This window comes from Arthrobacter sp. NyZ413, assembly GCF_049390645.1.
Classification (GTDB): domain Bacteria; phylum Actinomycetota; class Actinomycetes; order Actinomycetales; family Micrococcaceae; genus Arthrobacter.
Map to the genome: position 1 here is coordinate 3,328,985 of NZ_CP155434.1, position 22,289 is coordinate 3,351,273.

Annotated in this window: 28 protein-coding genes; 2 read left to right on the forward strand and 26 right to left on the reverse strand. The window is 62.0% G+C overall.

Features of this window, described 5'->3' with window-relative positions; translation table 11 throughout:
* Positions 1-64: 64 nt before the first annotated feature.
* The gene (locus ABCW42_RS15525) at positions 65-1,411 is read left to right on the forward strand and encodes an ABC transporter substrate-binding protein (protein WP_423182051.1); all 1,347 of its coding nucleotides are present in this window, start codon (positions 65-67) and stop codon (positions 1,409-1,411) included.
* 106 nt (positions 1,412-1,517) lie between these two features.
* On the opposite strand, the gene map is transcribed toward ABCW42_RS15525, so the two are convergent.
* The 23 genes from map to rpsJ all read right to left on the reverse strand — a co-directional run bounded on the left by map (position 1,518) and on the right by rpsJ (position 14,433).
* The gene (map, locus tag ABCW42_RS15530; RefSeq protein ID WP_423182052.1) at positions 1,518-2,345 is read right to left on the reverse strand and encodes a type I methionyl aminopeptidase; all 828 of its coding nucleotides are present in this window, start codon (positions 2,343-2,345) and stop codon (positions 1,518-1,520) included.
* 196 nt (positions 2,346-2,541) lie between these two features.
* Positions 2,542-3,111, reverse strand: a complete 570-nt coding sequence (locus tag ABCW42_RS15535; RefSeq protein ID WP_205754059.1) for an adenylate kinase — start codon at positions 3,109-3,111, stop codon at positions 2,542-2,544.
* A gap of 5 nt (positions 3,112-3,116) precedes the next feature.
* A complete protein-coding gene (gene secY, locus ABCW42_RS15540) occupies positions 3,117-4,427 on the reverse strand; it encodes a preprotein translocase subunit SecY (protein WP_133202362.1) in 1,311 nt (436 codons plus the stop codon).
* Positions 4,428-4,614: 187 nt separating this feature from the next.
* Positions 4,615-5,097 carry a 50S ribosomal protein L15 gene (rplO, locus tag ABCW42_RS15545; protein ID WP_423182053.1) on the reverse strand — a complete coding sequence of 161 codons (483 nt, stop codon included), beginning with the start codon at positions 5,095-5,097 and terminating at the stop codon, positions 4,615-4,617.
* Positions 5,097-5,303 carry a 50S ribosomal protein L30 gene (gene rpmD, locus ABCW42_RS15550; protein WP_133202364.1) on the reverse strand — a complete coding sequence of 69 codons (207 nt, stop codon included), beginning with the start codon at positions 5,301-5,303 and terminating at the stop codon, positions 5,097-5,099. Before rpmD ends, rplO begins: the two co-directional genes overlap by 1 nt.
* 2 nt (positions 5,304-5,305) lie before the next feature.
* Entirely contained in the window at positions 5,306-5,977 is a 672-nt protein-coding gene (gene rpsE, locus ABCW42_RS15555) for a 30S ribosomal protein S5 (RefSeq protein WP_423182054.1), read from the reverse strand.
* A gap of 29 nt (positions 5,978-6,006) precedes the next feature.
* Positions 6,007-6,390 (reverse strand): 50S ribosomal protein L18, encoded by a 384-nt coding sequence (gene rplR, locus ABCW42_RS15560; protein WP_423182055.1) that lies wholly within the window; start codon positions 6,388-6,390, stop codon positions 6,007-6,009.
* A gap of 3 nt (positions 6,391-6,393) precedes the next feature.
* Positions 6,394-6,930, reverse strand: coding sequence for a 50S ribosomal protein L6 (rplF, locus tag ABCW42_RS15565; RefSeq protein ID WP_423182056.1), 537 nt, complete (start codon positions 6,928-6,930; stop codon positions 6,394-6,396).
* Between the two features lie 18 nt (positions 6,931-6,948).
* Positions 6,949-7,347 (reverse strand): 30S ribosomal protein S8, encoded by a 399-nt coding sequence (gene rpsH / locus ABCW42_RS15570; protein ID WP_133202368.1) that lies wholly within the window; start codon positions 7,345-7,347, stop codon positions 6,949-6,951.
* A 77-nt stretch (positions 7,348-7,424) separates the two neighbouring features.
* Positions 7,425-8,012 (reverse strand): 50S ribosomal protein L5, encoded by a 588-nt coding sequence (rplE, locus tag ABCW42_RS15575; RefSeq protein ID WP_423182057.1) that lies wholly within the window; start codon positions 8,010-8,012, stop codon positions 7,425-7,427.
* Positions 8,012-8,371, reverse strand: coding sequence for a 50S ribosomal protein L24 (rplX, locus tag ABCW42_RS15580; protein WP_133202370.1), 360 nt, complete (start codon positions 8,369-8,371; stop codon positions 8,012-8,014). The genes rplE and rplX overlap by 1 nt, the downstream gene beginning before the upstream one ends.
* A 3-nt stretch (positions 8,372-8,374) precedes the next feature.
* Positions 8,375-8,743: a 50S ribosomal protein L14 gene (gene rplN, locus ABCW42_RS15585; protein WP_003803789.1), complete on the reverse strand. Its 369-nt coding sequence runs from the start codon at positions 8,741-8,743 to the stop codon at positions 8,375-8,377.
* Between the two features lie 350 nt (positions 8,744-9,093).
* Complete coding sequence (gene rpsQ / locus ABCW42_RS15590; RefSeq protein ID WP_423182058.1) at positions 9,094-9,393, reverse strand: 30S ribosomal protein S17; 300 nt, start codon at positions 9,391-9,393, stop codon at positions 9,094-9,096.
* A complete protein-coding gene (gene rpmC / locus ABCW42_RS15595) occupies positions 9,390-9,713 on the reverse strand; it encodes a 50S ribosomal protein L29 (protein WP_423182059.1) in 324 nt (107 codons plus the stop codon). Before rpmC ends, rpsQ begins: the two co-directional genes overlap by 4 nt.
* Positions 9,714-9,715: 2 nt before the next feature.
* Positions 9,716-10,132, reverse strand: coding sequence for a 50S ribosomal protein L16 (rplP, locus tag ABCW42_RS15600; protein ID WP_133202373.1), 417 nt, complete (start codon positions 10,130-10,132; stop codon positions 9,716-9,718).
* Complete coding sequence (gene rpsC, locus ABCW42_RS15605; protein WP_133202374.1) at positions 10,133-10,963, reverse strand: 30S ribosomal protein S3; 831 nt, start codon at positions 10,961-10,963, stop codon at positions 10,133-10,135.
* Positions 10,964-11,329 carry a 50S ribosomal protein L22 gene (rplV, locus tag ABCW42_RS15610; protein WP_133202375.1) on the reverse strand — a complete coding sequence of 122 codons (366 nt, stop codon included), beginning with the start codon at positions 11,327-11,329 and terminating at the stop codon, positions 10,964-10,966. It lies immediately after the preceding gene.
* Positions 11,330-11,367: 38 nt separating this feature from the next.
* Positions 11,368-11,649 carry a 30S ribosomal protein S19 gene (rpsS, locus tag ABCW42_RS15615; RefSeq protein ID WP_070350362.1) on the reverse strand — a complete coding sequence of 94 codons (282 nt, stop codon included), beginning with the start codon at positions 11,647-11,649 and terminating at the stop codon, positions 11,368-11,370.
* 12 nt (positions 11,650-11,661) lie between these two features.
* Positions 11,662-12,501: a 50S ribosomal protein L2 gene (gene rplB, locus ABCW42_RS15620; protein ID WP_133202376.1), complete on the reverse strand. Its 840-nt coding sequence runs from the start codon at positions 12,499-12,501 to the stop codon at positions 11,662-11,664.
* Between the two features lie 29 nt (positions 12,502-12,530).
* Positions 12,531-12,836: a 50S ribosomal protein L23 gene (rplW, locus tag ABCW42_RS15625; protein WP_133202377.1), complete on the reverse strand. Its 306-nt coding sequence runs from the start codon at positions 12,834-12,836 to the stop codon at positions 12,531-12,533.
* A complete protein-coding gene (rplD, locus tag ABCW42_RS15630; RefSeq protein WP_133202378.1) occupies positions 12,833-13,450 on the reverse strand; it encodes a 50S ribosomal protein L4 in 618 nt (205 codons plus the stop codon). Before rplD ends, rplW begins: the two co-directional genes overlap by 4 nt.
* Positions 13,451-13,454: 4 nt before the next feature.
* Positions 13,455-14,105: a 50S ribosomal protein L3 gene (rplC, locus tag ABCW42_RS15635; RefSeq protein ID WP_133202379.1), complete on the reverse strand. Its 651-nt coding sequence runs from the start codon at positions 14,103-14,105 to the stop codon at positions 13,455-13,457.
* A gap of 19 nt (positions 14,106-14,124) precedes the next feature.
* Positions 14,125-14,433, reverse strand: a complete 309-nt coding sequence (gene rpsJ, locus ABCW42_RS15640; RefSeq protein WP_003803825.1) for a 30S ribosomal protein S10 — start codon at positions 14,431-14,433, stop codon at positions 14,125-14,127.
* 388 nt (positions 14,434-14,821) lie between these two features.
* On the opposite strand from rpsJ, the gene ABCW42_RS15645 reads away from it, so the two are divergent.
* Positions 14,822-16,267 carry a GH1 family beta-glucosidase gene (locus ABCW42_RS15645; RefSeq protein ID WP_423182060.1) on the forward strand — a complete coding sequence of 482 codons (1,446 nt, stop codon included), beginning with the start codon at positions 14,822-14,824 and terminating at the stop codon, positions 16,265-16,267.
* Positions 16,268-16,344: 77 nt separating this feature from the next.
* Here ABCW42_RS15645 and ABCW42_RS15650 read toward each other — a convergent pair whose 3' ends face one another.
* The 3 genes from ABCW42_RS15650 to tuf form a co-directional block, all read right to left on the reverse strand.
* Positions 16,345-16,470, reverse strand: coding sequence for a hypothetical protein (locus ABCW42_RS15650; RefSeq protein WP_268908652.1), 126 nt, complete (start codon positions 16,468-16,470; stop codon positions 16,345-16,347).
* A 4-nt stretch (positions 16,471-16,474) separates the two neighbouring features.
* Positions 16,475-20,263, reverse strand: a complete 3,789-nt coding sequence (locus ABCW42_RS15655) for a hypothetical protein (RefSeq protein ID WP_423182061.1) — start codon at positions 20,261-20,263, stop codon at positions 16,475-16,477.
* Between the two features lie 650 nt (positions 20,264-20,913).
* Positions 20,914-22,104 carry an elongation factor Tu gene (gene tuf / locus ABCW42_RS15660; protein WP_423182062.1) on the reverse strand — a complete coding sequence of 397 codons (1,191 nt, stop codon included), beginning with the start codon at positions 22,102-22,104 and terminating at the stop codon, positions 20,914-20,916.
* Positions 22,105-22,289: the final 185 nt, after the last annotated feature.

Below are 22,289 nucleotides of genomic sequence, written 5' to 3' on the forward strand. Positions count from 1 at the left end.
GACTTGGCCAAGCCGCAACCTTCCAAGAACATCTCGCAACCCTTGAATCCCTGAGAGGACCACCATGCCAACGAATTTTGACCGCCGGAGTTTCCTGGGGCTCGCCGGACTAGGAGTCGGCGCAGCCGCCCTGGCAGCGTGCGGCGGCCCCTCCACGGCAAACCCCGGCTCGTCAAGCGCACCCGCCGACCTCGACTTCAGCGGCGTGAAGCCCGCCGCGTCGATCGACTTCTGGACCAACCACCCCGGCCAGTCGCAGGATGTCGAGAAGTCCATCATCGACAAGTTCCAGGCCAAGTTCCCGGGTATCAAGGTCAACCTCGTCACTGCCGGCGCGAATTACGAAGAAATCGCCCAGAAGTTCCAGACCACCCAGGCCGCAAAAACCGGGCTCCCTGCCCTCGTTGTCCTGTCCGACGTCTGGTGGTTCCGCTACTTCTCCAACGGCAACATCATTCCGCTCGACGGCCTCGTAAAGCAGCTCGACATCAAGATTGATGACTTCCAAAAGTCCTTGGTGAGCGATTACCAGTACGGCGGCAAGCAGTGGGCGCTCCCCTACGGCCGCTCCACCCCGCTGTTCTACTACAACAAGGACCACTTCAAGGCGGCCGGCCTTCCGGACCGGGCACCGTCCACGTGGGAAGAATTCGCCGAATGGGCTCCCAAGCTCAAAGCCGCGTCGGGCGCCCAGTATGCGTACATGTACCCCGCTTTGGCCGGTTACGCGGGATGGACCCTCCAGAACAACCTTTGGGGCTGGGGCGGCGGCTGGTCCAAGGATTGGGACATCACCTGCGACTCCACCGAATCCGTGACGGCCCTCCAGTGGGTCCAGGACTCCATCTACAAGGACAAGTGGGCCGGCGTTTCCTCCAAGGATGCCGGCGACGACTTTGCCGCCGGCATCGCGTCCGCCACCATCTCTTCGACCGGTTCCTTGCTGGGCATCCTCAAGTCCGCGAAGTTCAACGTGGGCGTCGGCTTCCTGCCCGGCGGCCCCATGGTGACCAGCGGTGTCTGCCCCACCGGCGGTGCGGGCCTCGGCATCCCGAGCGGCATCAGCAAGGAAGAGCAACTCGCCGCGGCCACGTTCCTGAAGTTCATGACCGAACCTGAAAACACGGCAGCGTTCTCCGCGGCAACCGGTTACATGCCCACCCGGGTTTCGGCGGACATGACGGCCGTCCTCGCGAAGACCCCGCAGATCAAGACGGCCATGGACCAGTTGGCCGTCACAAGGGTGCAGGACAACGCGCGCGTGTTCCTTCCGGGTGCGGACCAAGAAATGGCCAAGGCCGCCGCCAAGATCATGACCCAGCAGGGTGACGTGAAAGCGACCATGACCGACCTCAAGAAGACTCTTGACGGAATCTACACGAAGGACGTCAAGCCGAAGCTCAAGAGCTAATCCGGTTGGAAATAGGAAATCCCTGGCGACGCCGCAGAGGCGCCGCCAGGGATTTTCTGTTTCTGCGATTATTTTCCGGGCGGACTGCTTTACCGGCCCCGTCCCGTTACGGGATCGGTACGGGTACGACGCCGAGAGGCGCCAACTGCGCGGCCCCGCCATCGGGGGCGGACAGTACCCAGATGCCCTTTTCGTGGACGGCGACCGAGTGCTCCCACTGGCACGAACGCTTCCCGTCAGTGGTAACCACTGTCCAGTCGTCGTCGAGGGTTGCCGTTTCGATACCACCCCGGACAAGCATGGGCTCAATCGCCAGGCAGAGGCCCGGGCGGACCTTCGCTCCACGATGCTTGGTGCGGTAGTTCAAGACGTCCGGAGCCATGTGCATCTCGGATCCGATGCCGTGGCCTACGTAGTCCTCGAGGATGCCCAGCGTCTTCCCGGGGACGGAAGAAACGTAGTCATCAATGGCATTTCCGATGTCGCCGACGAACCTGCCCTTCGCCAGGGCAGCGATCCCGTGCCACATCGCGGCCTCCGTGACGTCCGAGAGCCGCTGGTCTTCAGGGTCCGCGGTACCAACGATCACCGTGCGGGCCGAATCGGAGTGCCAGCCATCCACAATAGCTCCGCCGTCGATCGAAATTATGTCCCCGTCCTGCAGGACACGGTCTCCCGGGATGCCGTGGACCACTTCCTCGTTCACGGACGTACAGATAGTGGCAGGGAACCCGTGGTATCCGAGGAAATTCGACTTCGCGCCTGCGTCGTTCAGGATCGAGGCAAAGACAGCATCGATCTCCTTGGTGGTGACTCCGGGCTTGGCTGCCGCGACAGCTGCGTCGAGGGCGCGGCTGAGGACCACCCCGGCTTCCTGCATCTTGCGCATTTGCTCGTTGGTCTTGTATTCGATGCGGGGCTGGCCGAACGCCATGGTCTCCTCTTGCGGGTGTTTGTGCCTGCTGTTGTCCTTCTACGGATGCAGGCCGGTCTCGGGTCTCCATCTATTTTCGCGCATCCTCTGCGATGCCCGAAACCGGGAGAGGGGTGCGGAGGCAAGCAAAAGGGGTGTCCCGCGCATTTACCTGCGCGCGACACCCCTTGTGGTTGCCTTCAGTCCAGGACGGGACTTAGACGGCCTTGGCTGCTTCAATGGCCAGCAGGACCCGGTCCGTGACCTCGTCGATGGCGCCAATGCCATCGACGCGGGTCAGGATGCCGCGTTCTGCGTACTTGGCCACCACAGCTTCAGTCTGCTCGTGGTAAAGGTCCAGGCGGTGGCGGATGACGGTTTCGTTGTCGTCCGAGCGCCCGGTCTCCTTGGCACGTCCCAGCAAGCGCGCAACAAGTTCCTCGTCGTCGGCCGTCAGCTGAAGCACGACGTCGAGCTTCTCTTCGGTCTTGGCGAGGATCTCGTCCAGGTATTCAACCTGCGCGGTCGTGCGCGGGTAGCCGTCGAGCAGGAAGCCGTTTTCGACGTCGTCCTCGCTCAGGCGGTCGCGCACCATCTTGTTGGTGACGCTGTCCGGAACGAAGTCGCCGGCGTCCATGTACTTCTTGGCCTCGATGCCCAGGGGGGTTTCGCCCTTGACGTTTGCACGGAAGATATCGCCCGTGGAAATGGCGACTACGCCCAGGCGCTCGGAAATCCGCTCTGCCTGGGTTCCCTTGCCCGAACCCGGAGGTCCAATGATCAGCATTCTCGTCATCGCAAAAGCCCTTCGTAGTGACGTTGTTGTAGCTGCGCATCAATCTGCTTGACGGTTTCCAGGCCAACACCCACCATGATCAGGATTGACGTACCACCGAACGGGAAGTTCTGGTTGGCGTTGATCAGGACGAGTGCGACCAGCGGGATCAGCGCCACGATGCCCAAGTAGAGGGCGCCGGGGAGGGTGATCCTGGAAAGCACGTACTGCAGGTAATCCGCGGTCGGTTTACCCGCCCGGATGCCCGGAATGAACCCGCCGTACTTCTTCATGTTGTCCGAGACCTCTTCAGGGTTGAAGGTGATCGCGACATAGAAGTAGGTGAAGAACACGATCATGACGAAGTACAACGCCATGTAGATAGGGTGGTCGCCGCGCGTGAGGTTGTTGTTGATCCACTCAACCCAAGGGGCGATCGTCTCTCCGGCCTTCGGCTGATTGAACTGCGCAATCAGGCCGGGCAGGTAGAGCATGGAGGAAGCGAAGATGACGGGCACGACGCCGGCCATGTTCACCTTGATGGGGATGTAGGTGCTGGTGCCGCCCACGGTCCGCCGTCCGATCATGCGCTTGGCGTACTGGACGGGAATGCGCCGCTGGGACTGTTCGACGAACACTACGAGCGCAACGGTCACCAAGCCGATGGCCACCACCGTGAAGAAAGTTCCCGGACCCTTGGAGTTCCAGATGGCGCCCAGCGAGGTGGGGAAGCCCGCGGCGATCGAGGTGAAAATGAGCAAGGACATGCCATTGCCCACACCCTTCTCGGTAACGAGTTCACCCATCCACATGATGAGGCCGGTTCCGGCCGTAAGGGTGATCACCACGAGGATGGTGGCGATGATGCTGGTATCCGGGATGATTGGCAGCTGGCAGTTGGGCAGCAGCTGGCCGGAACGCGCCAAGGAGACCAAGGTGGTGGCGTTCAGCAAGCCCAAGGCGATAGTGAGGTACCGAGTGTATTGGGTCAGTTTCCCCTGCCCCGACGCACCTTCTTCGTACAGTTGCTGGAACCGCGGAATGACCACGCGGAGCAACTGCACGATGATGCTGGACGTGATGTACGGCATGATACCCAGCGCGAAAACCGAGACCTGCAGCAGTGCCCCGCCGCTGAACAGGTTGACGAGCTGGTAGAGGCCGCCCGTGTCCTGATTGGCTGACAAGCATTGCTGAACATTTTGGTAGCTCACACCCGGCGAAGGGATAAAAGCGCCCAAACGGAAGATCGCGATGATTCCTAGCGTGAACAACAACTTGCGACGCAGATCAGGCGTCCGAAATGCCCGGGCGAATGCGCTTAGCAAGCGTCCTCCTGAGTTAAAGGTCCAAGGGTGTTGTCGGGGTCGATGAAACCCAACACCCGAGTCTAACGGTTTCATGCGTCATGCGAACAATCGAGAGTCCTGCGCCATATGAAAAAACTCCCGGTGCGGGAGGCCGAAGCCCCCCGCACCGGGAGTCTGTCAACAGCTGGTGGTTACACCCCGGCCCCTAGAGGGTGGTGGTGGATCCGCCTGCTGCCGCGATCTTTTCAGCTGCGCTGGAAGAGAAAGCGTGGGCGGTGACGTCAACCTTGACGGTGATGTCGCCGGTGCCCAGCACCTTGACGGGCTGGTTCTTGCGAACGGCACCCTTCTCAACCAAGGACTCGACGGTCACAGCGCCGCCTTCCGGGAACAGCTCGTTGAGCCGGTCCAGGTTCACAACCTGGAACTCAACCCGGAACGGGTTCTTGAAGCCACGGAGCTTCGGCAGGCGCATGTGCAGCGGCAACTGGCCGCCAGCAAAGCCGGCCTTGACCTGGTAGCGGGCCTTCGTACCCTTGGTACCGCGACCAGCGGTCTTACCCTTGGAGCCTTCACCACGACCAACACGGGTCTTGGCGGTCTTGGCACCCGGAGCGGGACGCAGGTGGTGGACCTTCAGAGTGCTCTGCTTCTCAGCAGCCTCTGCGGCGGTCTTGTTCTCGGCCATTACTTCGCCTCCTCTACATTCACGAGGTGCGGAACCGTGTTGATCATTCCAACGGTCACGGCGTCAGCGGTGCGGACAACGGTGTGTCCGATGCGCTTGAGGCCGAGGGACCGCAGGGTCTCACGCTGGTTCTGCTTGGCGCCGACGACGCCCTTGATCTGGGTGATCTCCAACTGAGCGTCGGAGGGAGTCAGGTTCTTAGCCATGACTAAACACCTGCCTTCTGGTTCTGGAGCGCGCGCACCAGAGCGTTCGGAGCAACCTCGTCCAGCGGCAGGCCACGGCGGGCTGCCACGGAAGCGGGCTCTTCCAGTCGCTTAAGGGCGTCGACAGTCGCGTGAACGATGTTGATGGCGTTCGAGGAACCGAGCGACTTGGAGAGGACGTCGTGGATACCGACGCATTCCAGTACCGCGCGGACCGGACCACCGGCGATAACACCGGTACCCGGGGAAGCCGGACGCAGCATGACAACGCCTGCCGCGGCCTCACCCTGCACACGGTGCGGGATGCTGTTGCCAACGCGAGGAACGCGGAAGAAGGACTTCTTGGCCTCTTCGACGCCCTTCGCGATAGCGGCGGGAACTTCCTTTGCCTTGCCGTAGCCAACGCCGACCAAGCCGTTGCCGTCACCGACGACCACAAGGGCGGTGAAGCTGAAGCGACGACCACCCTTGACGACCTTGGCGACGCGGTTGATGGTCACAACGCGCTCGACGAACTGGCTCTTCTCGGCCTCGCGACCGCCGTCGCGGCCACCACGGCCACCACGGTCGCCGCGGCCCTGGCCACGGTCACCACGCTCGCCACGACGACCGCCGCGGCGGTCTTCGGTGGCAGCAGTGGTCTCAGTTGCCTCAGCAGCTGCAGCTTCAGTCACCTGAATGTCCTTTTCGTTATTCTCAACGGTCACAGTGCCAGCCCACCTTCGCGAGCACCGTCTGCGACGGCGGCGATGCGGCCGTGGTACTTGTTACCACCGCGGTCGAAGACAACTGCTTCGATGCCTGCAGCCTTCGCGCGCTCGGCGACGAGCTCGCCAACGCGCTTGGCCTTGGCAGTCTTGTCACCGTCGAATGCACGAAGGTCGGCTTCCAGGGTGGAAGCGTAAGCCACGGTTACACCCTTGGAGTCGTCGACAACCTGGACGAAGATGTGGCGGGCAGAACGGTTGACGACCAAGCGAGGACGTACAGCCGTACCGGTGATGCGCTTGCGGATACGAAGCTGGCGACGGCTGCGTGCAGCAGCCTTGCTCTTGTTCGTGCGCTTCTTGTTAATTGCGATGGCCATGGTTTACTTACCAGCCTTTCCGACCTTGCGGCGGATGACTTCGCCGGCGTAACGGACACCCTTGCCCTTGTAGGGGTCAGGCTTGCGCAGCTTGCGAATGTTGGCAGCAACCTCGCCGACCTGCTGCTTGGAGATACCCGCGACGGAGAACTTGGTCGGACCCTCCACCGTGAAGGTGATGCCTTCCGGAGCGGAGACGTTGACCGGGTGGCTGAAGCCGAGAGCGAACTCAAGGTCAGAACCCTTGGCCTGAACGCGGTAACCGGTACCGACGATTTCAAGCTTCTTCTCGTAGCCCTTGGTGACACCCTCGATCATGTTGGCGATCAGGGTGCGGGTCAGGCCGTGCAGGGAACGCGAGGCGCGCTCGTCGTTCGGGCGGGTGACGGTCAAGGTGGTGTCGTCCAAGTTGACCTCGATCGGGCTGGCCACAGTGTGGGTCAGCTCGCCCTTGGTGCCCTTGACGCTGATGACGGAGCCATCAACCTTGACTTCGACGCCGGCAGGAACGGTGATGGGGAGACGTCCAATACGTGACATTATTCTCTTCCTTTCCCGTTACCAGACGTACGCGAGGACTTCGCCGCCCACGCCCTTCTTGCCGGCCTGCTTGTCAGTCAGGAGGCCGGAAGAGGTGGACAGGATTGCGATACCCAGGCCACCCAGCACGTGAGGCAGGTTGGTGGACTTCGCGTAAACGCGGAGGCCAGGCTTGGAAATACGGCGGACACCAGCGATCGAACGCTCGCGGTTCGGACCGAACTTGAGGTCGATGGTCAGCTTCTTGCCGACTTCGGCTTCCTCTTCCTTCCAGGCGGCGATGTAGCCTTCCGCCTTCAGGATGTCGGCAACGCGTGCCTTGAGCTTGCTGTACGGCATGCTCACGGAGTCGTGGTAAGCCGAGTTAGCGTTGCGCAGACGCGTCAGCATGTCTGCGACAGGATCTGTCATAGTCATTTGGGCTCTAGCCCTTCCTCGTAACGGTTTCCGCTTTGGCCGCAAAAGCGGCCTCGGCCGGACCTACTACGTAGTTATTAGTCTTCGGATTTGAACGGGAAGCCAAGTGCCTTGAGCAGCGCACGGCCTTCGTCATCGGTCTTGGCAGTGGTGACGACCGTGATGTCCATACCGCGGACGCGGTCGATGGAGTCCTGGTCGATCTCGTGGAACATAACCTGCTCGGTCAGACCGAAGGTGTAGTTGCCGTTGCCGTCGAACTGCTTGCCGTTGAGGCCGCGGAAGTCGCGGATACGGGGCAGGGCGAGGGTCACGAGGCGGTCCACGAATTCCCACATGCGGTCGCCACGCAGGGTTGCGTGAGCACCGATGGGCATGCCTTCGCGCAGCTTGAACTGGGCGATGGACTTGCGGGCCTTGGTTACCTGCGGCTTCTGGCCGGTGATCAGGGTGAGGTCGCGGACAGCGCCGTCGATCAGCTTGGAGTCCTTGGCGGCATCTCCAACACCCATGTTCACAACAACCTTCACCAGGCGGGGAACCTGGTTCACGTTCGGGTACTTGAATTCATCAACCAGTGCCTGCTTGATGGAATCTGCGTACTTCGTCTTCAGACGCGGAACGATCTTCGTCACTGCGGCGGTCTCAGACAGTGTTTCGCTCATTAGATGTCCTTCCCGGTTGCCTTGGACACGCGGATGCGGACGGTCTTGGAGACGCCGTCCTTCTCAACGGTCTCGAGACGGAAACCAACACGGGTCGGCTTCTTGGTCGAGGGGTCGACAAGAGCAACGTTGGAGACGTGGATCGGGGCTTCGACAACCTCGATGCCACCGGTCTTGGTGCCGCGCTGCGACTGACCGACCTTGGTGTGCTTGGTGACGCGGTTGATGCCTTCCACCAGGACGCGGTTGGCATCCGGGTAGACGCGCAGGACCTTGCCCTGCTTGCCGCGGTCGCCGCCACGTTCCTGCTTCGCGCCGGTGATGACCTGAACGAGGTCACCCTTCTTGATCTTAGCCATGGACTAGAGCACCTCCGGGGCCAGGGAAACGATCTTCATGAACTTCTTGTCACGGAGCTCACGGCCAACCGGGCCGAAGATACGGGTACCGCGGGGGTCGCCGTCGTTCTTCAGGATCACAGCTGCGTTCTCGTCAAACTTGATGTAGGAACCATCCGCACGGCGGCGTTCCTTCTTGGTGCGAACGATGACAGCCTTGACGACGTCACCCTTCTTTACGTTGCCGCCCGGGATGGCATCCTTGACGGTTGCGACGATGACGTCGCCAATGCCTGCGTAGCGACGGCCGGATCCACCGAGAACGCGAATGGTAAGGATTTCCTTAGCACCCGTGTTGTCGGCGACCTTGAGTCGCGACTCCTGCTGAATCAATTTTTACTCCTTGCGTCGCGCCGGTTCTCAGACCGAAATGGAGCATACGGAATGAGCCTTGCGGAACGGTTGATCGGGGTGTCTCTTGACCTGCCTGGATTTTGCCAGAGCAGGCCTAAACTCCCGTGCCGCCAGCATCAGCTTCCCTTGCGGAAATAACTGCGCGGGGCAGTATGCCGCGGCACGATTGTTTACGAGGTGGTTGCAGACGCGCAGATGGCGCCATACAAACTCAATATCCTAGCATGATTTGTGCTATGGACCGAAACGGGAGAAGGCCCGCATCCCTTTCGGAATGCGGGCCTTCCAATTAATCCATCATCGCTGCCGGGACGAAGCCCGGCGCGGGATTACTTGGCCTTTTCGAGGATCTCGACCAGGCGCCACCGCTTGGTAGCGGACAGCGGACGGGTCTCAGAGATCAGGACGAGGTCGCCGATGCCGGCAGTGTTCTGCTCGTCGTGAGCCTTGACCTTCGAGGTGCGGCGAATGACCTTGCCGTAAAGAGCGTGCTTCACGCGGTCTTCAACCTCGACAACGATGGTCTTTTCCATCTTGTCGGAGACAACGTAGCCGCGACGCGTCTTACGGTAACCGCGCTGCTTAGCGCTGGCTGCTGCTTCCGTCACAGTTTCCTTCTGTTCGCTCACTTGGCGTCCTCTCCAGCCTCAGCCTCGGCCTTGGCGGCCTTGGCTTCTGCCTTCTTGGACTTCTTTTCTTCCTTGGCTTCCACAACCGGTGCGGCAACCTCGGCACGAATGCCCAGCTCGCGCTCACGGAGAACGGTGTAGATGCGTGCGATGTCCTTCTTTACCGCGCGCAGACGACCGTGGTTCTCCAGCTGTCCGGTGGCGGACTGGAAACGCAGGTTGAACAGCTCTTCCTTGGACTTGCGGAGTTCTTCAACGAGACGCTCGTTGTCGAAACCGTCCAGCTGTGCGGGTGCGAGATCCTTCGACCCTACTGCCATTTCTATTCACCACCTTCGCGACGCACAATGCGTGCCTTCAACGGCAGCTTGTGGATTGCCAGGCGCAGTGCCTCGCGAGCTACCTCTTCATTGACACCGGCGAGTTCGAAAAGAACACGGCCCGGCTTGACGTTTGCGACCCACCATTCCGGAGAACCCTTACCGGAACCCATACGGGTTTCAGCAGGCTTCTTCGTCAGCGGACGGTCCGGGTAGATGTTGATCCAGACCTTACCGCCACGCTTGATGTGGCGGGTCATCGCGATACGGGCAGACTCGATCTGACGGTTCGTGACGTAAGCCGGGCTCAGGGCCTGGATGCCGAACTCACCGAAAGTGACCTTGGTGCCGCCCGTAGCAGCGCCGGAACGACCCGGGTGGTGCTGCTTACGGTGCTTGACTCGACGTGGGATAAGCATTTAAGCCTGTCCTCCTTCTGCTGCAGGAGCAGCAGCTTCTGCTGCCGGAGCTTCCGCAGCAGGAGCTGCGTCGGCTGCCGGACGGTCGTTACGACGACGGCGGTCACCACGGTCAGCGCCACCCGGACGGCCCGGACGGTCGCCGGAGCGGCCGCGGGACGGAGCGGAAGCGGCCTGTGCGGCCAGTTCCTTGGCGGTCACGTCGCCCTTGTAGATCCAGACCTTCACGCCGATGCGGCCGAAGGTGGTCTTGGCTTCGTAGAAGCCGTAGTCGATGTTCGCACGCAGGGTGTGCAGCGGCACACGGCCTTCGCGGTAGAACTCCGAGCGGGACATTTCAGCGCCACCCAGGCGGCCCGAGCAAGCGATACGGATACCCTTGGCACCGGCACGCTGTGCGGACTGCATGGCCTTCTTCATCGCACGGCGGAAAGCCACGCGGGAAGTCAGCTGCTCAGCAACGCCCTGGGCAACAAGCTGTGCTTCCATCTCGGGGTTCTTGACCTCGAGGATGTTCAGCTGGACCTGCTTGCCGGTCAGCTTTTCGAGCTCGCCGCGGATGCGGTCTGCTTCTGCGCCTCGGCGGCCGATGACGATGCCCGGACGAGCCGTGTGGATGTCCACGCGGACGCGGTCGCGGGTACGCTCGATTTCGACCTTGGCGATGCCGGCGCGCTCCATGCCCGTGGACATGAGCTGGCGGATGCGGATGTCTTCGCGAACGAAGTCCTTGTACCGCTGGCCCGACTTGGTGCTGTCAGCAAACCAGTGCGATACGTGATCGGTGGTGATGCCGAGTCGGAACCCGTGCGGGTTTACTTTCTGTCCCACTTAGCGAGCCTCCTCTTTCTCCGGGGTAGCGACTACCACGGTGATGTGGCTCGTGCGCTTCTTGATCTGAAATGCACGACCCTGGGCACGCGGCTGGAACCGCTTCATGGTCGGGCCTTCATCAACAAACGCTTCGCTGATGTAGAGGTCTCCTTCGTCAAAGGCAACGCCATCGCGGTCCGCGAGGACGCGGGCGTTTGCCACTGCCGACTGAACTACCTTGAATACCGGCTCCGAAGCCGCCTGCTGGGCGAACTTCAGAATTGCCAGAGCCTCATTCGCTTGCTTGCCACGAACAAGGTTGACGACGCGCCGGGCCTTCATAGGCGTTACGCGGATGTGCCGCGCAATAGCCTTGGCTTCCATTGCTTTCCTTCTCTCGTCTATGCCGTAAGAACGAGCGCCTAGCGGCGCTTGCCCTTGCGGTCGTCCTTGACATGGCCGCGGAATGTCCGCGTGGGAGCGAATTCGCCGAGCTTGTGCCCGACCATCGACTCAGTGACAAACACCGGGATGTGCTTGCGTCCGTCGTGAACGGCGATCGTGTGGCCCAGCATGTCCGGGATGATCATCGAACGACGGGACCAGGTCTTAATGACGTTCTTGGTGCCCTTTTCGTTTTCCTTGGCGACCTTCACAAAGAGGTGCTGGTCAACGAAAGGACCTTTTTTCAGGCTGCGTGGCATGTGTCCAGGCTCCTATCGCTTGTTCTTGCCAGTACGACGGCGACGAACAATAAGCTTGTCGCTCTCTTTGTTGGGGCGGCGGGTACGGCCCTCGGGCTTGCCGTTCGGGTTGACCGGGTGGCGACCACCGGAAGTCTTACCTTCACCACCACCGTGCGGGTGGTCAACCGGGTTCATGGCGACACCACGGACGGTCGGGCGGACGCCCTTCCAGCGCATACGGCCGGCCTTGCCCCAGTTGATGTTCGACTGCTCGGCGTTGCCGACCTCGCCGACGGTTGCGCGGCAGCGCACGTCAACGTTGCGGATTTCACCGGAGGGCAGGCGCAGCTGCGCGAAACGGCCTTCCTTGGCGACGAGCTGAACGGAAGCACCAGCGGAACGGGCCATCTTGGCGCCGCCACCCGGACGCAGTTCAACTGCGTGGATAACGGTACCGACGGGGATGTTGCGCAGGGGCAGGTTGTTGCCCGGCTTGATGTCGGCGTCGGGGCCGGCCTCGACGAAGTCGCCCTGGGCGAGCTTGTTCGGGGCGATGATGTAACGCTTGGTGCCATCAACGTAGTGCAGGAGGGCGATGCGCGCCGTACGGTTCGGATCGTACTCGATTTCGGCTACGCGGGCGTTGATGCCGTCCTTGTCGTGACGACGGAAGTCGATCAGACGGTACTGGCGCTTGTGCCCGCCACCCTTGTGACGGGTGGTGATCTTACCGGAGTTGTTACGGCCGCCGGTCTTGTGCAGCGGACGCAGCAGCGACTTTTCCGGAGTCGATCGCGTGATTTCAGCGAAGTCGGCTACGCTCGAGCCGCGGCGGCCCGGCGTAGTCGGCTTGTATTTACGGATTCCCATAATTCATTTCCTCGTTAAAGTGGTCTCCGCTACGCGAGCGGACCGCCGAAGATGTCGATTGTGCCTTCTTTGAGGGTGACAATTGCACGCTTGGTGCTCTTGCGCTGTCCCCAGCCGAATTTGGTGCGCTTGCGCTTACCGGCACGGTTGATGGTGTTGATCGTTTCGACCTTGACGGAGAAGATCTTCTCCACGGCCAGCTTGATCTCGGTCTTGTTCGAGCGGGGGTCCACCAGGAAGGTGTACTTGCCCTCGTCGATCAGGCCGTAGCTCTTTTCCGAAACGACAGGTGCGATGATGACGTCGCGGGGGTCTTTGATGGTGGCTGCACTCACTTGGCATCCTCCTCGTTCTTTGCCTTGTCAGCGATGAAAGCTTCGAAAGCCGCCTTGGTGAAGACCACGTCGTCGGAAACCAGCACGTCGTAGGTGTTCAGCTGGTCTGCGTAGAGAACGTGAACTTCCGCGAGGTTGCGCACGGACAGTGCTGCAACATCGTTGGCGCGCTCGATGACGACGAGCAGGTTCTTGCGCTCGGAAACCGAACGCAGCGACGCCAAGGCCTCCTTGGAGGACGGCTTGGTGCCGGCAACCAGTTCGGAGATGACGTGGATGCGGCCGTTGCGGGCGCGGTCAGACAGGGCGCCACGCAGGGCAGCAGCCTTCATCTTCTTGGGGGTGCGCTGGCTGTAGTCACGCGGGGTCGGGCCGTGGACAATGCCACCACCGGTCATGTGCGGAGCACGGATGGAACCCTGGCGGGCGCGACCGGTGCCCTTCTGCTTGAACGGCTTGCGGCCTGCACCGGAAACCTCGGCGCGGGTCTTGGTCTTGTGGGTACCCTGGCGAGCGGCAGCGAGCTGTGCGACGACGACCTGGTGCAGCAGCGGCACGTTGGTCTGGACGTCGAAGATCTCTGCAGGCAGGTCTACCTTGACAGTGCTAGTCATTGAACTAGGCTCCCTTCACGGCGGTGCGTACGAGGACGACCTGGCCGCGGGCACCGGGAACGGCACCCTTGATAAGGAGCAGCGACTTCTCGACGTCAACTGCGTGAACGGTGAGGTTCAGCGTGGTGTGACGTACTGCGCCCATGCGGCCGGCCATTTTCAGACCCTTGAAGACGCGGCTCGGGGTGGATGCGCCACCGATGGAACCGGGCTTGCGGTGGTTCTTGTGCGCACCGTGGGAGGCTCCTACACCGGAGAAGCCGTGGCGCTTCATGACACCGGCGAAGCCCTTACCCTTGCTGGTACCGACGACGTCGATCTTCTGGCCGGCTTCGAAGAGCTCAACAGAAAGCTCCTGGCCCAGCTCGTAGGACGCGGCGTCTGCGGTGCGCAGTTCGACGACGTGGCGGCGGGGGGTTACGCCAGCCTTTTCAAAGTGACCAGCCAGCGGCTTGGTGACCTTGCGGGGATCGATCTGGCCGTAGCCGATCTGGACGGCGACGTATCCGTCGGATTCTGCGTTGCGCAGCTGGGTGACGACGTTGGAGTCAGCCTGGACGACAGTGACGGGGATGAGCTTGTTGTTCTCGTCCCAGACCTGGGTCATGCCGAGCTTCGTGCCCAGCAGGCCCTTGACATTACGGGTTGCGGTCATAGTTATCTCAGCACCTCCCTTAGAGCTTGATTTCGATGTTCACGTCTGCCGGCAGGTCGAGACGCATGAGCGAGTCGACAGCCTTGGGCGTGGGGTCGATGATGTCGATCAGACGCTTGTGAGTACGCATTTCGAAGTGCTCACGGCTGTCCTTGTACTTGTGGGGAGAGCGGATAACGCAGTACACGTTCTTCTCCGTCGGAAGCGGGACGGGGCCCACTACCGTTGCGCCTGCGCGCGTGACCGTCTCAACGATCTTCCGCGCTGAAACATCAATGACCTCGTGGTCATATGACTTCAGCCGGATGCGGATTTTTTGTCCCGCCATGTCGCCTGACTCTCTTTCAGTCTTTGCTGCCCCCGGTTGAGGGCTGCCCTGTTCACTTGCATGTTGCATGTGGCTGCCGAAGCATTTGAAGTAGTACTACCACCCGCCGCACAAGCTGAATCCGGAAAATCCGGGTTCCTCAACCTGCCGGCGCCACCGACCCCCGCGGTCGGGCGTGTCGCGCATTCCACGCAAAATCGTCCGCATTCCTTTGGGGATCTGGGTTATGTTTGGGCTTCAGCTTGGACCCTGACACCCGGCATTATCCGGATCGGGACGCGAAGAAGCGCTTGAACAACTCACCTAGTATGCCGGAAATCGGCGGCAGACGCCAATCGAGCCCTTTCGGGGCATTGCCATGTGCCGCAACCGTCTGGATGATAGGTGAATGACCGTCCAAGATGCTGCCGAAGTGGAGGATCTTGCGGGCCGCATCCGTCCCGGCTTCACGTTGGGCGTCGCTGCGGCGGCCTTTCAAATCGAAGGCGCACTCACCGCGGACGGACGGGGTCCTTCCAGTTGGGATGCCTTCGCCGAGAAGCCCGGCGCGATCCTCGATGGCCATTCGCCCGCAATCGCTTGTGACCACTATAACCGCAGCGAGGAGGACATCGCCCTCATGCGGGAGCTCGGCGTCGATTCGTACCGGTTCTCGCTTTCCTGGCCGCGGATCCAGCCAGCCGGGAAGGGACCCGTCAACCAGCAGGGCCTTGACTTCTACGATCGCCTGGTGGACAAGCTGCTGAACGCCGGGATTTCGCCGATGGTAACCCTGTACCACTGGGACACTCCCCTGCCGTTGGAGCACGACGGCGGCTGGCTGATTCGGGCGACCGCCGAACGGTTCGCTGAGTACGCCGCTGCCGCAGCCGGACGGCTCGGGGATCGCGTTGCCCAATGGGTCACCTTGAACGAACCTGTCTCGGTTGCGCTGCAAGGATATGCCCTCGGCGTCCATGCTCCCGGCAGGCGCCTGCTCTTCGACGCCCTTCCCGCGGCCCACCACCAGCTCCTGGGGCATGGCCTGGCCGTCCAGGCCCTACGCGCCGCCAAGGTGGTGGGAACCATCGGCGTGGCGAACATGCACTCTCCGGTACGCCCGGCGAGCAAGCGGCTCAGGGATGGACTGATGGCGAAAGCCTTCGACCTCATCCTCAACCGGGTGTACGCCGATCCCATCCTTCTTGGCCGGTACCCCAAACCTCCGCTGCCTGTGAAACCGTGGTTCAGGGCCCTGGGCAAGGTCCCGGAGAAGGACCTCAAGACCATCCACCAGCCGCTGGACTTCTACGGAGTGAATTACTACTACCCTGCGAAGGTCGCCTCGGGCCAGGGTGACGGCACCACCTTGACTATCAACTCCGAGGTCATGGCCAAGCTGCCGTTCCACCTTGCGGACTTCCCCGAGTACGAAACCACGGGATTTGGCTGGCCTGTCGCGCCCGAGCATCTCGGCTTCCTGCTGAGGGAACTAAAGGACCGCTACGGGGAATCCTTGCCGCCGTTGTTCATCACTGAAAGCGGGGCGAGCTTTCCGGAGCCGGAACACGCCACGGGCCCGGTTCACGACCCCGACCGGATCAGCTACCTGGCTTCACACCTCGGCCAAGCGCTGCGGGCGACGGCTCCCGGCGGGATCGCACATGACGTGGAACTCCTGGGCTACTACGTCTGGACGCTGTTGGATAACTTCGAATGGGCCGCGGGGTACTCGCAGCGGTTCGGCTTGGTCCACGTGGACTTCGATACGCTCGAGAGAACGCCCAAGGATTCGTTCTACTGGTACCAATCGCTCAGCAGGGCTCGCCGAATTAGGCGCGATCGGGAACTGTGAGCTTCGGGTACCCGGCATCTTCGGAAGTCAGGCACCGTCAGTCAGGCACCGTCGGTTTGTAGACCGGCCGTGCTAAATCAGTTGTTCTTGTTTGCCCGATTGATTCTCTTGGCGCGTTCGATCTCGCGGCGGAAGTATTTCTTGCCCCACAGGACTGCCGCCACCACCACAACCGCGACAATGAGTAAAACCAACCACCCCATGACGTCACTCTCCTTCAAGAAGCAACGCTATCAGGGCGCGGTCCGGTTGAGCCGCCAGACGGCCAACACAATCAACGTCAGCGCGATCACCGCGAGCATCGCGAAGGCGTAAGAGCGGAGCGCCCACATGATGCTGAGGCCGACTCCCGCGGCTCCCCACCAGACGAACAGGCGCTCCGACGCCAAGAGTCCAGCCAACAGCATGGAGGCGAACCCGAGCAGGACCCAGAGTTGCGGCAACGCGGAGCCGGAGTATTCGGCGCCGGCGAGGAAGCCGGCCGAAGAAATTGGGCCCTGCAACATGGAATCGGGAACAATCAAATAGACGCTGCTGATAGACAGCAAACCGGCTGCGATGCCCCACCTGATTTTCCCGTACCGGGAGTTCCCCGCGAAATAGCGCACCCCTGCCAAAAAGGCCGCGAGAACAACCAACCATTGAATCACCCAGAACAACTCCGGCGTGGCTCCGTGCGCAAAAAGGAGTGCCCGTTGGGCGGCCGCGAGCACCATGGTCGAACCGATCTCGAAGCACGCCAGCTTCAGTCCGGGCGGAACCTCCCACTACCGCGACAACCACCGCTGCGGCAAGCAGAGCAGCGCCGGCGAGGGCGGTCTCGTCGTGCCGGAGTGCTGTGGCCGCGGCCAATGCCACTCCCCCGCCAGCCGTGATTGCGAGCGGCATCCTCCGCCATGGCTCCGTGCGGATGCCTTGGACCCGGGACCAACGCAGGCCATAAAGGACTGCGGCCGAGCCAACGCAACCGACCAGCCACGGGAGGAAAGCGCGCCACGGATCCAAAGCCTCCGGGAAGATCGAACGGGCGACGATCGTCGCGCCAATAGCTGCCGCGGGCGAAGCGATCGAATAGAAGCCCGGCATGCCCTCAAGATGGGAGGCGGCGAAACACACGACGGCCAGCACGAGACAAGCGATGCCTAGGACCCGATGCGATGCATCAACAGCGAGAAGCCCTCCGGCCATGGTCAACGAGAGCGCGGCTACCAGCCAGAACCATCGTTCGGGAATGGCACGTACATGCCGGACAAGCAGTCTGCAGGATGTCGCCAAAAGCGCCAAAGCCAGCAACACCAGCGGAACTTGGCTTTCGGTCAGAAGAGGCTCAGCCAGCCAGGTATGTGCGGGAAAGGCGAAAGCCGGACCGGCCGACATAACCATGCCAATCGCCGCGGGAACCGTGAAGTAAACGGCACCGCGGGCCGCGAACGCCCGCTGCGCCACGACTGCCGCTACCAGGAGCAGCGCAAACTCGAGCTGCGGGACCCAGCGCCCGCCGTCGTCGGAACCCTGCTGCGCAAGATAAGTGACCGGCAAAACAGCTTGCGCAGCAAGCGTCACCCACACTGCCGCCTGTTGGAACGGAAGCTCGTGGAGCCGCCTCCGGACGAGCCAACGGATGATGTGCTGTGCCACCAACACGCCGGCGAAGGTCAATGACGCCACGGTAGCGGAAGCGCCGAGATCGCGTACGGCCACCGCCACGAGGACTGTCGCGAGTACTCGGGCCGCGATGAAGTACGCGCCCCTCGCCATCCGTCCGGAAGCTGCGGCCGCCATAACGGCACTGAAAACCACGAAAACAGCGAGTACCCACTCGACGTCGTGGACCTGGCCGACGCGCATGACCACCAGGAGCGCCAACGCTGCCGGTGCGAAGGCCGCCGAAAGGCCTTCCGTCCGCAGTATGAAAGCGGAAACCGCGGTCGAAATCGCCAGGACAACGGACAGCGCAGCGCCCTGCCAGCTGCCTGCGGGGATGGCTCCGAAGAAGTCCTGCGCGATGCTCAGGCAGGCGAGCGTACCGGCCATGAACGGCAGCACCACTGCGGCTTCCACCGTGGCAAGTGCGCGGTCCGCGCCGCGGAGCGCGCCAATCAGCGGCACCACAAGCTGGAGGTTGAGGGCGGCGAAAACGACGACGGCGAGCTGGACCTTCTCGCCCGCGAGCACCACTCCTCCCCCGTCCTGGAGCAATTGCAGGTAGCCGGTTCCCGCAAGCACGGTTAACAGGAATCGCGCAGCCCACCAGTAGGCGCGGCGCTTCACGTCCCGCGGAAGCCGCAGCGCCTGGGCCGCGAAGTACAGCACCGCGACAAGGAGAACTGTGTTGCCCAGAGCCAGCCTGTCCGCGCGAAAGGAAAGCAGTACCGCCCATCCGAAGGCAAGCGGCGCAAGCAACTCGATCACTACCGCGGTGCGCGGTGAATTCGCAGAGCCTCGCGGGAAGAGCACCCAGGAAGCCGTTGCGGCCCCGAGAACCTGCACCAGAGTCCCCGCAGTTGCCATTGGTCGGCCCGGAATAGCTTCAATCAGGAAAAGGACAGGAAGAACCGCCATGCCCACGGCCGCAAAGACCGTGACGCAAATACCAGGTGCAATGGTCCTGACCCCGGCGCGGATTAGCCCCGCTTCCAAGAGCAGCTGCGACGTCGCGGCTGCGAGGAAGGCAAGAAGCACCGCGGTGCTGCGCGGCAGGGTTTCAGTGTCCGGCACGGCACCAGCCGCTATGGCCGGGACCGCGAAGGAAAGGGCGATGCGGCCGGCCAAGACGAAGGTCCTCGCTGTCGCTTCTTCGGACCACCACGCCCGGAGGAACGACGAGCCGCCCGCGAAGGCAAGCAAAGCCGCCGTGGTCCATCCTCCTAGTTCGTCAAGGAACGGAACGGCCACAGCGAAGGCCGGCACCGGTATCCATTCCGCGAACCCGCCGATCCTCCATCCAAGCAGCACGCCACACACCAAAGCCACAAAGACGGGCGCGCCAGGTGGCATTTCCGAATGGCGGGCGACGATAGCCCACACTGCGGCGAAGGAAACCACCAATTGCACGGCGAAGCAGACGAGCGCATCAACCCTCCAGCGCGAAAGCCCGGTCCGCCCTTCGGGCTCCGGGAACCAAACACTGAGGCGCTTGCCGTCGAAGGCAACCCAGAGCGACTGGAGTGCCAATATGACGACGGCGACCACCAGAACGTGCGGCAAGTCCAAACCTGAGTCAACGGCTGCCGCCAGCATTGCCAGCGTGAAGTAACCGCGTGCGGCATAGAACTGTTCACGCCGGAAGGAAGCACGCGGAAGGGCTGCCATCACCGCAAAGTAGATTCCACAGATCGCCATAAGGGCCGCGTACTCCCCCTTACCGAGGTGTTGGGGAACGAACGTGGCAGCCAAGGCGACAAACGGAACAGCGTAAGGATGCAGGACCATCAACGGCCGCACGTAGACGGGCGGCAGCCAACCGGGCCTGCGCAGGGCAACGAGCGTCAGCAGCGCGGCAAGTCCGATCAGCGAAGCGAAATACCACACCAGAGCGCCACCAAGCAGGGAGACACCGGACCATGCCGTGGACACCACAAAGCTCAGGGAAAGGAAAGCCAGAACCCGGCTGTCCAGGCGAACAGCGGCCACGGCGTATGCGAACGTACCCACCACCGAGGTCACCAGCCACGCGGCCGGACCATTGTGCAAAGCGAATTCGTACATCGCCAGGCCGGTCACAGGGATCAACGCCAAGCCAGTGCCGGCAAAAGCGATGGCGGCAGGTCGCAGCCGTGGAGCCTTTGCATGGAGAACGAAGCCTGCGCCATAGAAAGCTGCCGTGACAACCCAAACCGCCGCGAAACGTAGGACCGCGGGGAGGCTCGTAGCGATGAACAACGCCGAAGCCGCTACCAGGAGAAGGCTCGCGACATAGAGGGTGACATTGATGTTCTGCCGATCCCTCCGCTGCTTCCGGGCCGCGCGTTCTGCCTGGATCTGTTCCGGTGACACAGCGGGTTGATTGCTGGGGAGGCTCCCTCCCAGTGACATAGGGGACGCCGGCATGGACGGTACGGGCTGGGTAAGACGTGGCCGAGTAACGAGCGGCGGAGTCGGAATAGGAGTTCGCTGTTGCTGAGCCGGCGACGACGCTGGAGCCCCGGCCGATGGCGAACTCCCGGTCGACCCGGACCTTTCAGGCAAGTTGGCGCTACGGTAGCCGTCGGCCTGAAATCGACTGCCGCCGTCGTGCGACTGTTCGCCGGCATGGTACTGACCGCCGTCGGGGCGGCGTTCGGCGTCGCGCCACCCTGCCAGGTGACCCGCCAGAAAGCCCGAGCGGTACACGGCCGCACGATCAACTTCCAACGGCCCGCGCTGCATCTCCGCAAGAATCCAGCCTTTCGCCTTCCCTTGGGAGTAGCAGATGAGCCCGGTCACTACCGTCACGGCCAACGCGAGCATGATGCCAAGGAAGCCAACCATCGCAACCCTTCCGATCCACAAGCGGCCGTTCGAAGCGAAGTGCCTCGATCTTCCGATTTATCCATTCGATAGATAAACCATAGCAAAAAAGAACCCCGCCACAGAAGTGGCGGGGTTCTCTTTGGCTCTTGATCGGCTGCCAGGCAACCGATCCTTTGCCGATCTACAAGCAGAAACTACTTGATGATCTTGGTAACACGTCCCGAACCAACGGTGCGGCCACCTTCACGGATAGCGAAGCCGAGGCCCTCTTCCATAGCGATCGGCTGGATGAGCTCAACGGTCATCTCAGTGTTGTCGCCAGGCATAACCATTTCCGTGCCTTCCGGCAGGGTGATAACGCCGGTCACGTCCGTGGTACGGAAGTAGAACTGCGGGCGGTAGTTCGAGTAGAACGGGTTGTGGCGTCCGCCTTCGTCCTTGGACAGGATGTAGACGTTGGCTTCGAAGTCGGTGTGCGGGGTGATGGAACCCGGCTTGACGACAACCTGGCCACGCTCGACATCGTCGCGCTTCAGACCACGGAGCAGGAGGCCACAGTTCTCGCCGGCCCATGCTTCGTCGAGCTGCTTGTGGAACATCTCGATACCGGTAACGGTGGTCTTCTGGATCGGGCGGATACCAACGATCTCAACTTCGGAGTTGATCGCGAGGGTACCACGCTCGGCGCGGCCCGTAACAACGGTGCCACGGCCGGTGATGGTGAAGACGTCTTCGATCGGCATCAGGAACGGCTTGTCACGGTCACGTACGGGGTCCGGAACGGACTCGTCGACAGCTTCCATGAGGTCCTCAACGGACTTGACCCAGACGGGGTCGCCTTCGAGGGCCTTCAGGCCGGAAACGCGGACAACCGGAGCGTCGTCGCCATCGAAGCCCTGCGAGCTCAGGAGCTCACGAACTTCCATTTCAACGAGGTCGAGGAGCTCTTCGTCTTCAACCATGTCCGACTTGTTGAGGGCGACCAGCAGGTAGGGAACACCAACCTGGCGGGCGAGCAGAACGTGTTCGCGGGTCTGGGCCATCGGGCCGTCGGTGGCGGCAACAACGAGGATCGCGCCGTCCATCTGGGCAGCACCGGTGATCATGTTCTTGATGTAGTCAGCGTGACCCGGAGCGTCTACGTGTGCGTAGTGGCGCTTCTCGGTCTGGTATTCAACGTGGGAGATGTTGATGGTAATACCACGCTGGCGCTCTTCCGGAGCAGAGTCGATCGACGCGAAGTCGCGCTGCTCGTTGAGAGTGGGGTACTTGTCGTACAGCACCTTGGAAATGGCGGCAGTCAGCGTCGTCTTACCGTGGTCAACGTGACCAATGGTGCCGATGTTGACGTGCGGCTTAGTCCGCTCGAACTTTGCCTTTGCCACAGGTTCCTCCTAGAACGATTTCAAGTGAGTTGCTCCTCGGCCGCGCTTTTCGCGGCAGAAACTCAAGCAAGTCTACTTGGGGGCTTTGGTTTTGGTGAAATTGCAGATTCAGGAACCAATGCTAGTACCTGGAGTCTGTTCGCGCAGGGCCGGCCAGAGGCTTGGACCTCGGACCGGCGCCTGCA

Bases quoted from the DNA above. Each gene is read 5' to 3' on its own strand.
- rplR (WP_423182055.1), bottom strand. From the start codon at position 6,390: ATGGCCATCGCAATTAACAAGAAGCGCACGAACAAGAGCAAGGCTGCT.
- rplP (WP_133202373.1), bottom strand. From the start codon at position 10,132: ATGCTTATCCCACGTCGAGTCAAGCACCGTAAGCAGCACCACCCGGGT.
- ABCW42_RS15525 (WP_423182051.1), top strand. From the start codon at position 65: ATGCCAACGAATTTTGACCGCCGGAGTTTCCTGGGGCTCGCCGGACTA.
- rpsH (WP_133202368.1), bottom strand. From the start codon at position 7,347: ATGACTATGACAGATCCTGTCGCAGACATGCTGACGCGTCTGCGCAAC.
- map (WP_423182052.1), bottom strand. From the start codon at position 2,345: ATGGCGTTCGGCCAGCCCCGCATCGAATACAAGACCAACGAGCAAATG.
- ABCW42_RS15645 (WP_423182060.1), top strand. From the start codon at position 14,822: ATGACCGTCCAAGATGCTGCCGAAGTGGAGGATCTTGCGGGCCGCATC.
- rplF (WP_423182056.1), bottom strand. From the start codon at position 6,930: ATGTCACGTATTGGACGTCTCCCCATCACCGTTCCTGCCGGCGTCGAA.
- ABCW42_RS15535 (WP_205754059.1), bottom strand. From the start codon at position 3,111: ATGCTGATCATTGGACCTCCGGGTTCGGGCAAGGGAACCCAGGCAGAG.
- rpmC (WP_423182059.1), bottom strand. From the start codon at position 9,713: ATGGCAGTAGGGTCGAAGGATCTCGCACCCGCACAGCTGGACGGTTTC.
- rpsS (WP_070350362.1), bottom strand. From the start codon at position 11,649: ATGCCACGCAGCCTGAAAAAAGGTCCTTTCGTTGACCAGCACCTCTTT.
- rplD (WP_133202378.1), bottom strand. From the start codon at position 13,450: ATGACTAGCACTGTCAAGGTAGACCTGCCTGCAGAGATCTTCGACGTC.
- rpmD (WP_133202364.1), bottom strand. From the start codon at position 5,303: ATGGCTAAGAACCTGACTCCCTCCGACGCTCAGTTGGAGATCACCCAG.
- ABCW42_RS15650 (WP_268908652.1), bottom strand. From the start codon at position 16,470: ATGGGGTGGTTGGTTTTACTCATTGTCGCGGTTGTGGTGGTGGCGGCA.
- rplX (WP_133202370.1), bottom strand. From the start codon at position 8,371: ATGGCTAAGATCAAGAAGGGTGACCTCGTTCAGGTCATCACCGGCGCG.
- rpsJ (WP_003803825.1), bottom strand. From the start codon at position 14,433: ATGGCGGGACAAAAAATCCGCATCCGGCTGAAGTCATATGACCACGAG.
- rplE (WP_423182057.1), bottom strand. From the start codon at position 8,012: ATGAGCGAAACACTGTCTGAGACCGCCGCAGTGACGAAGATCGTTCCG.
- rplC (WP_133202379.1), bottom strand. From the start codon at position 14,105: ATGACCGCAACCCGTAATGTCAAGGGCCTGCTGGGCACGAAGCTCGGC.
- rplV (WP_133202375.1), bottom strand. From the start codon at position 11,329: ATGGAAGCCAAGGCTATTGCGCGGCACATCCGCGTAACGCCTATGAAG.
- rplB (WP_133202376.1), bottom strand. From the start codon at position 12,501: ATGGGAATCCGTAAATACAAGCCGACTACGCCGGGCCGCCGCGGCTCG.
- rplO (WP_423182053.1), bottom strand. From the start codon at position 5,097: ATGGCCGAGAACAAGACCGCCGCAGAGGCTGCTGAGAAGCAGAGCACT.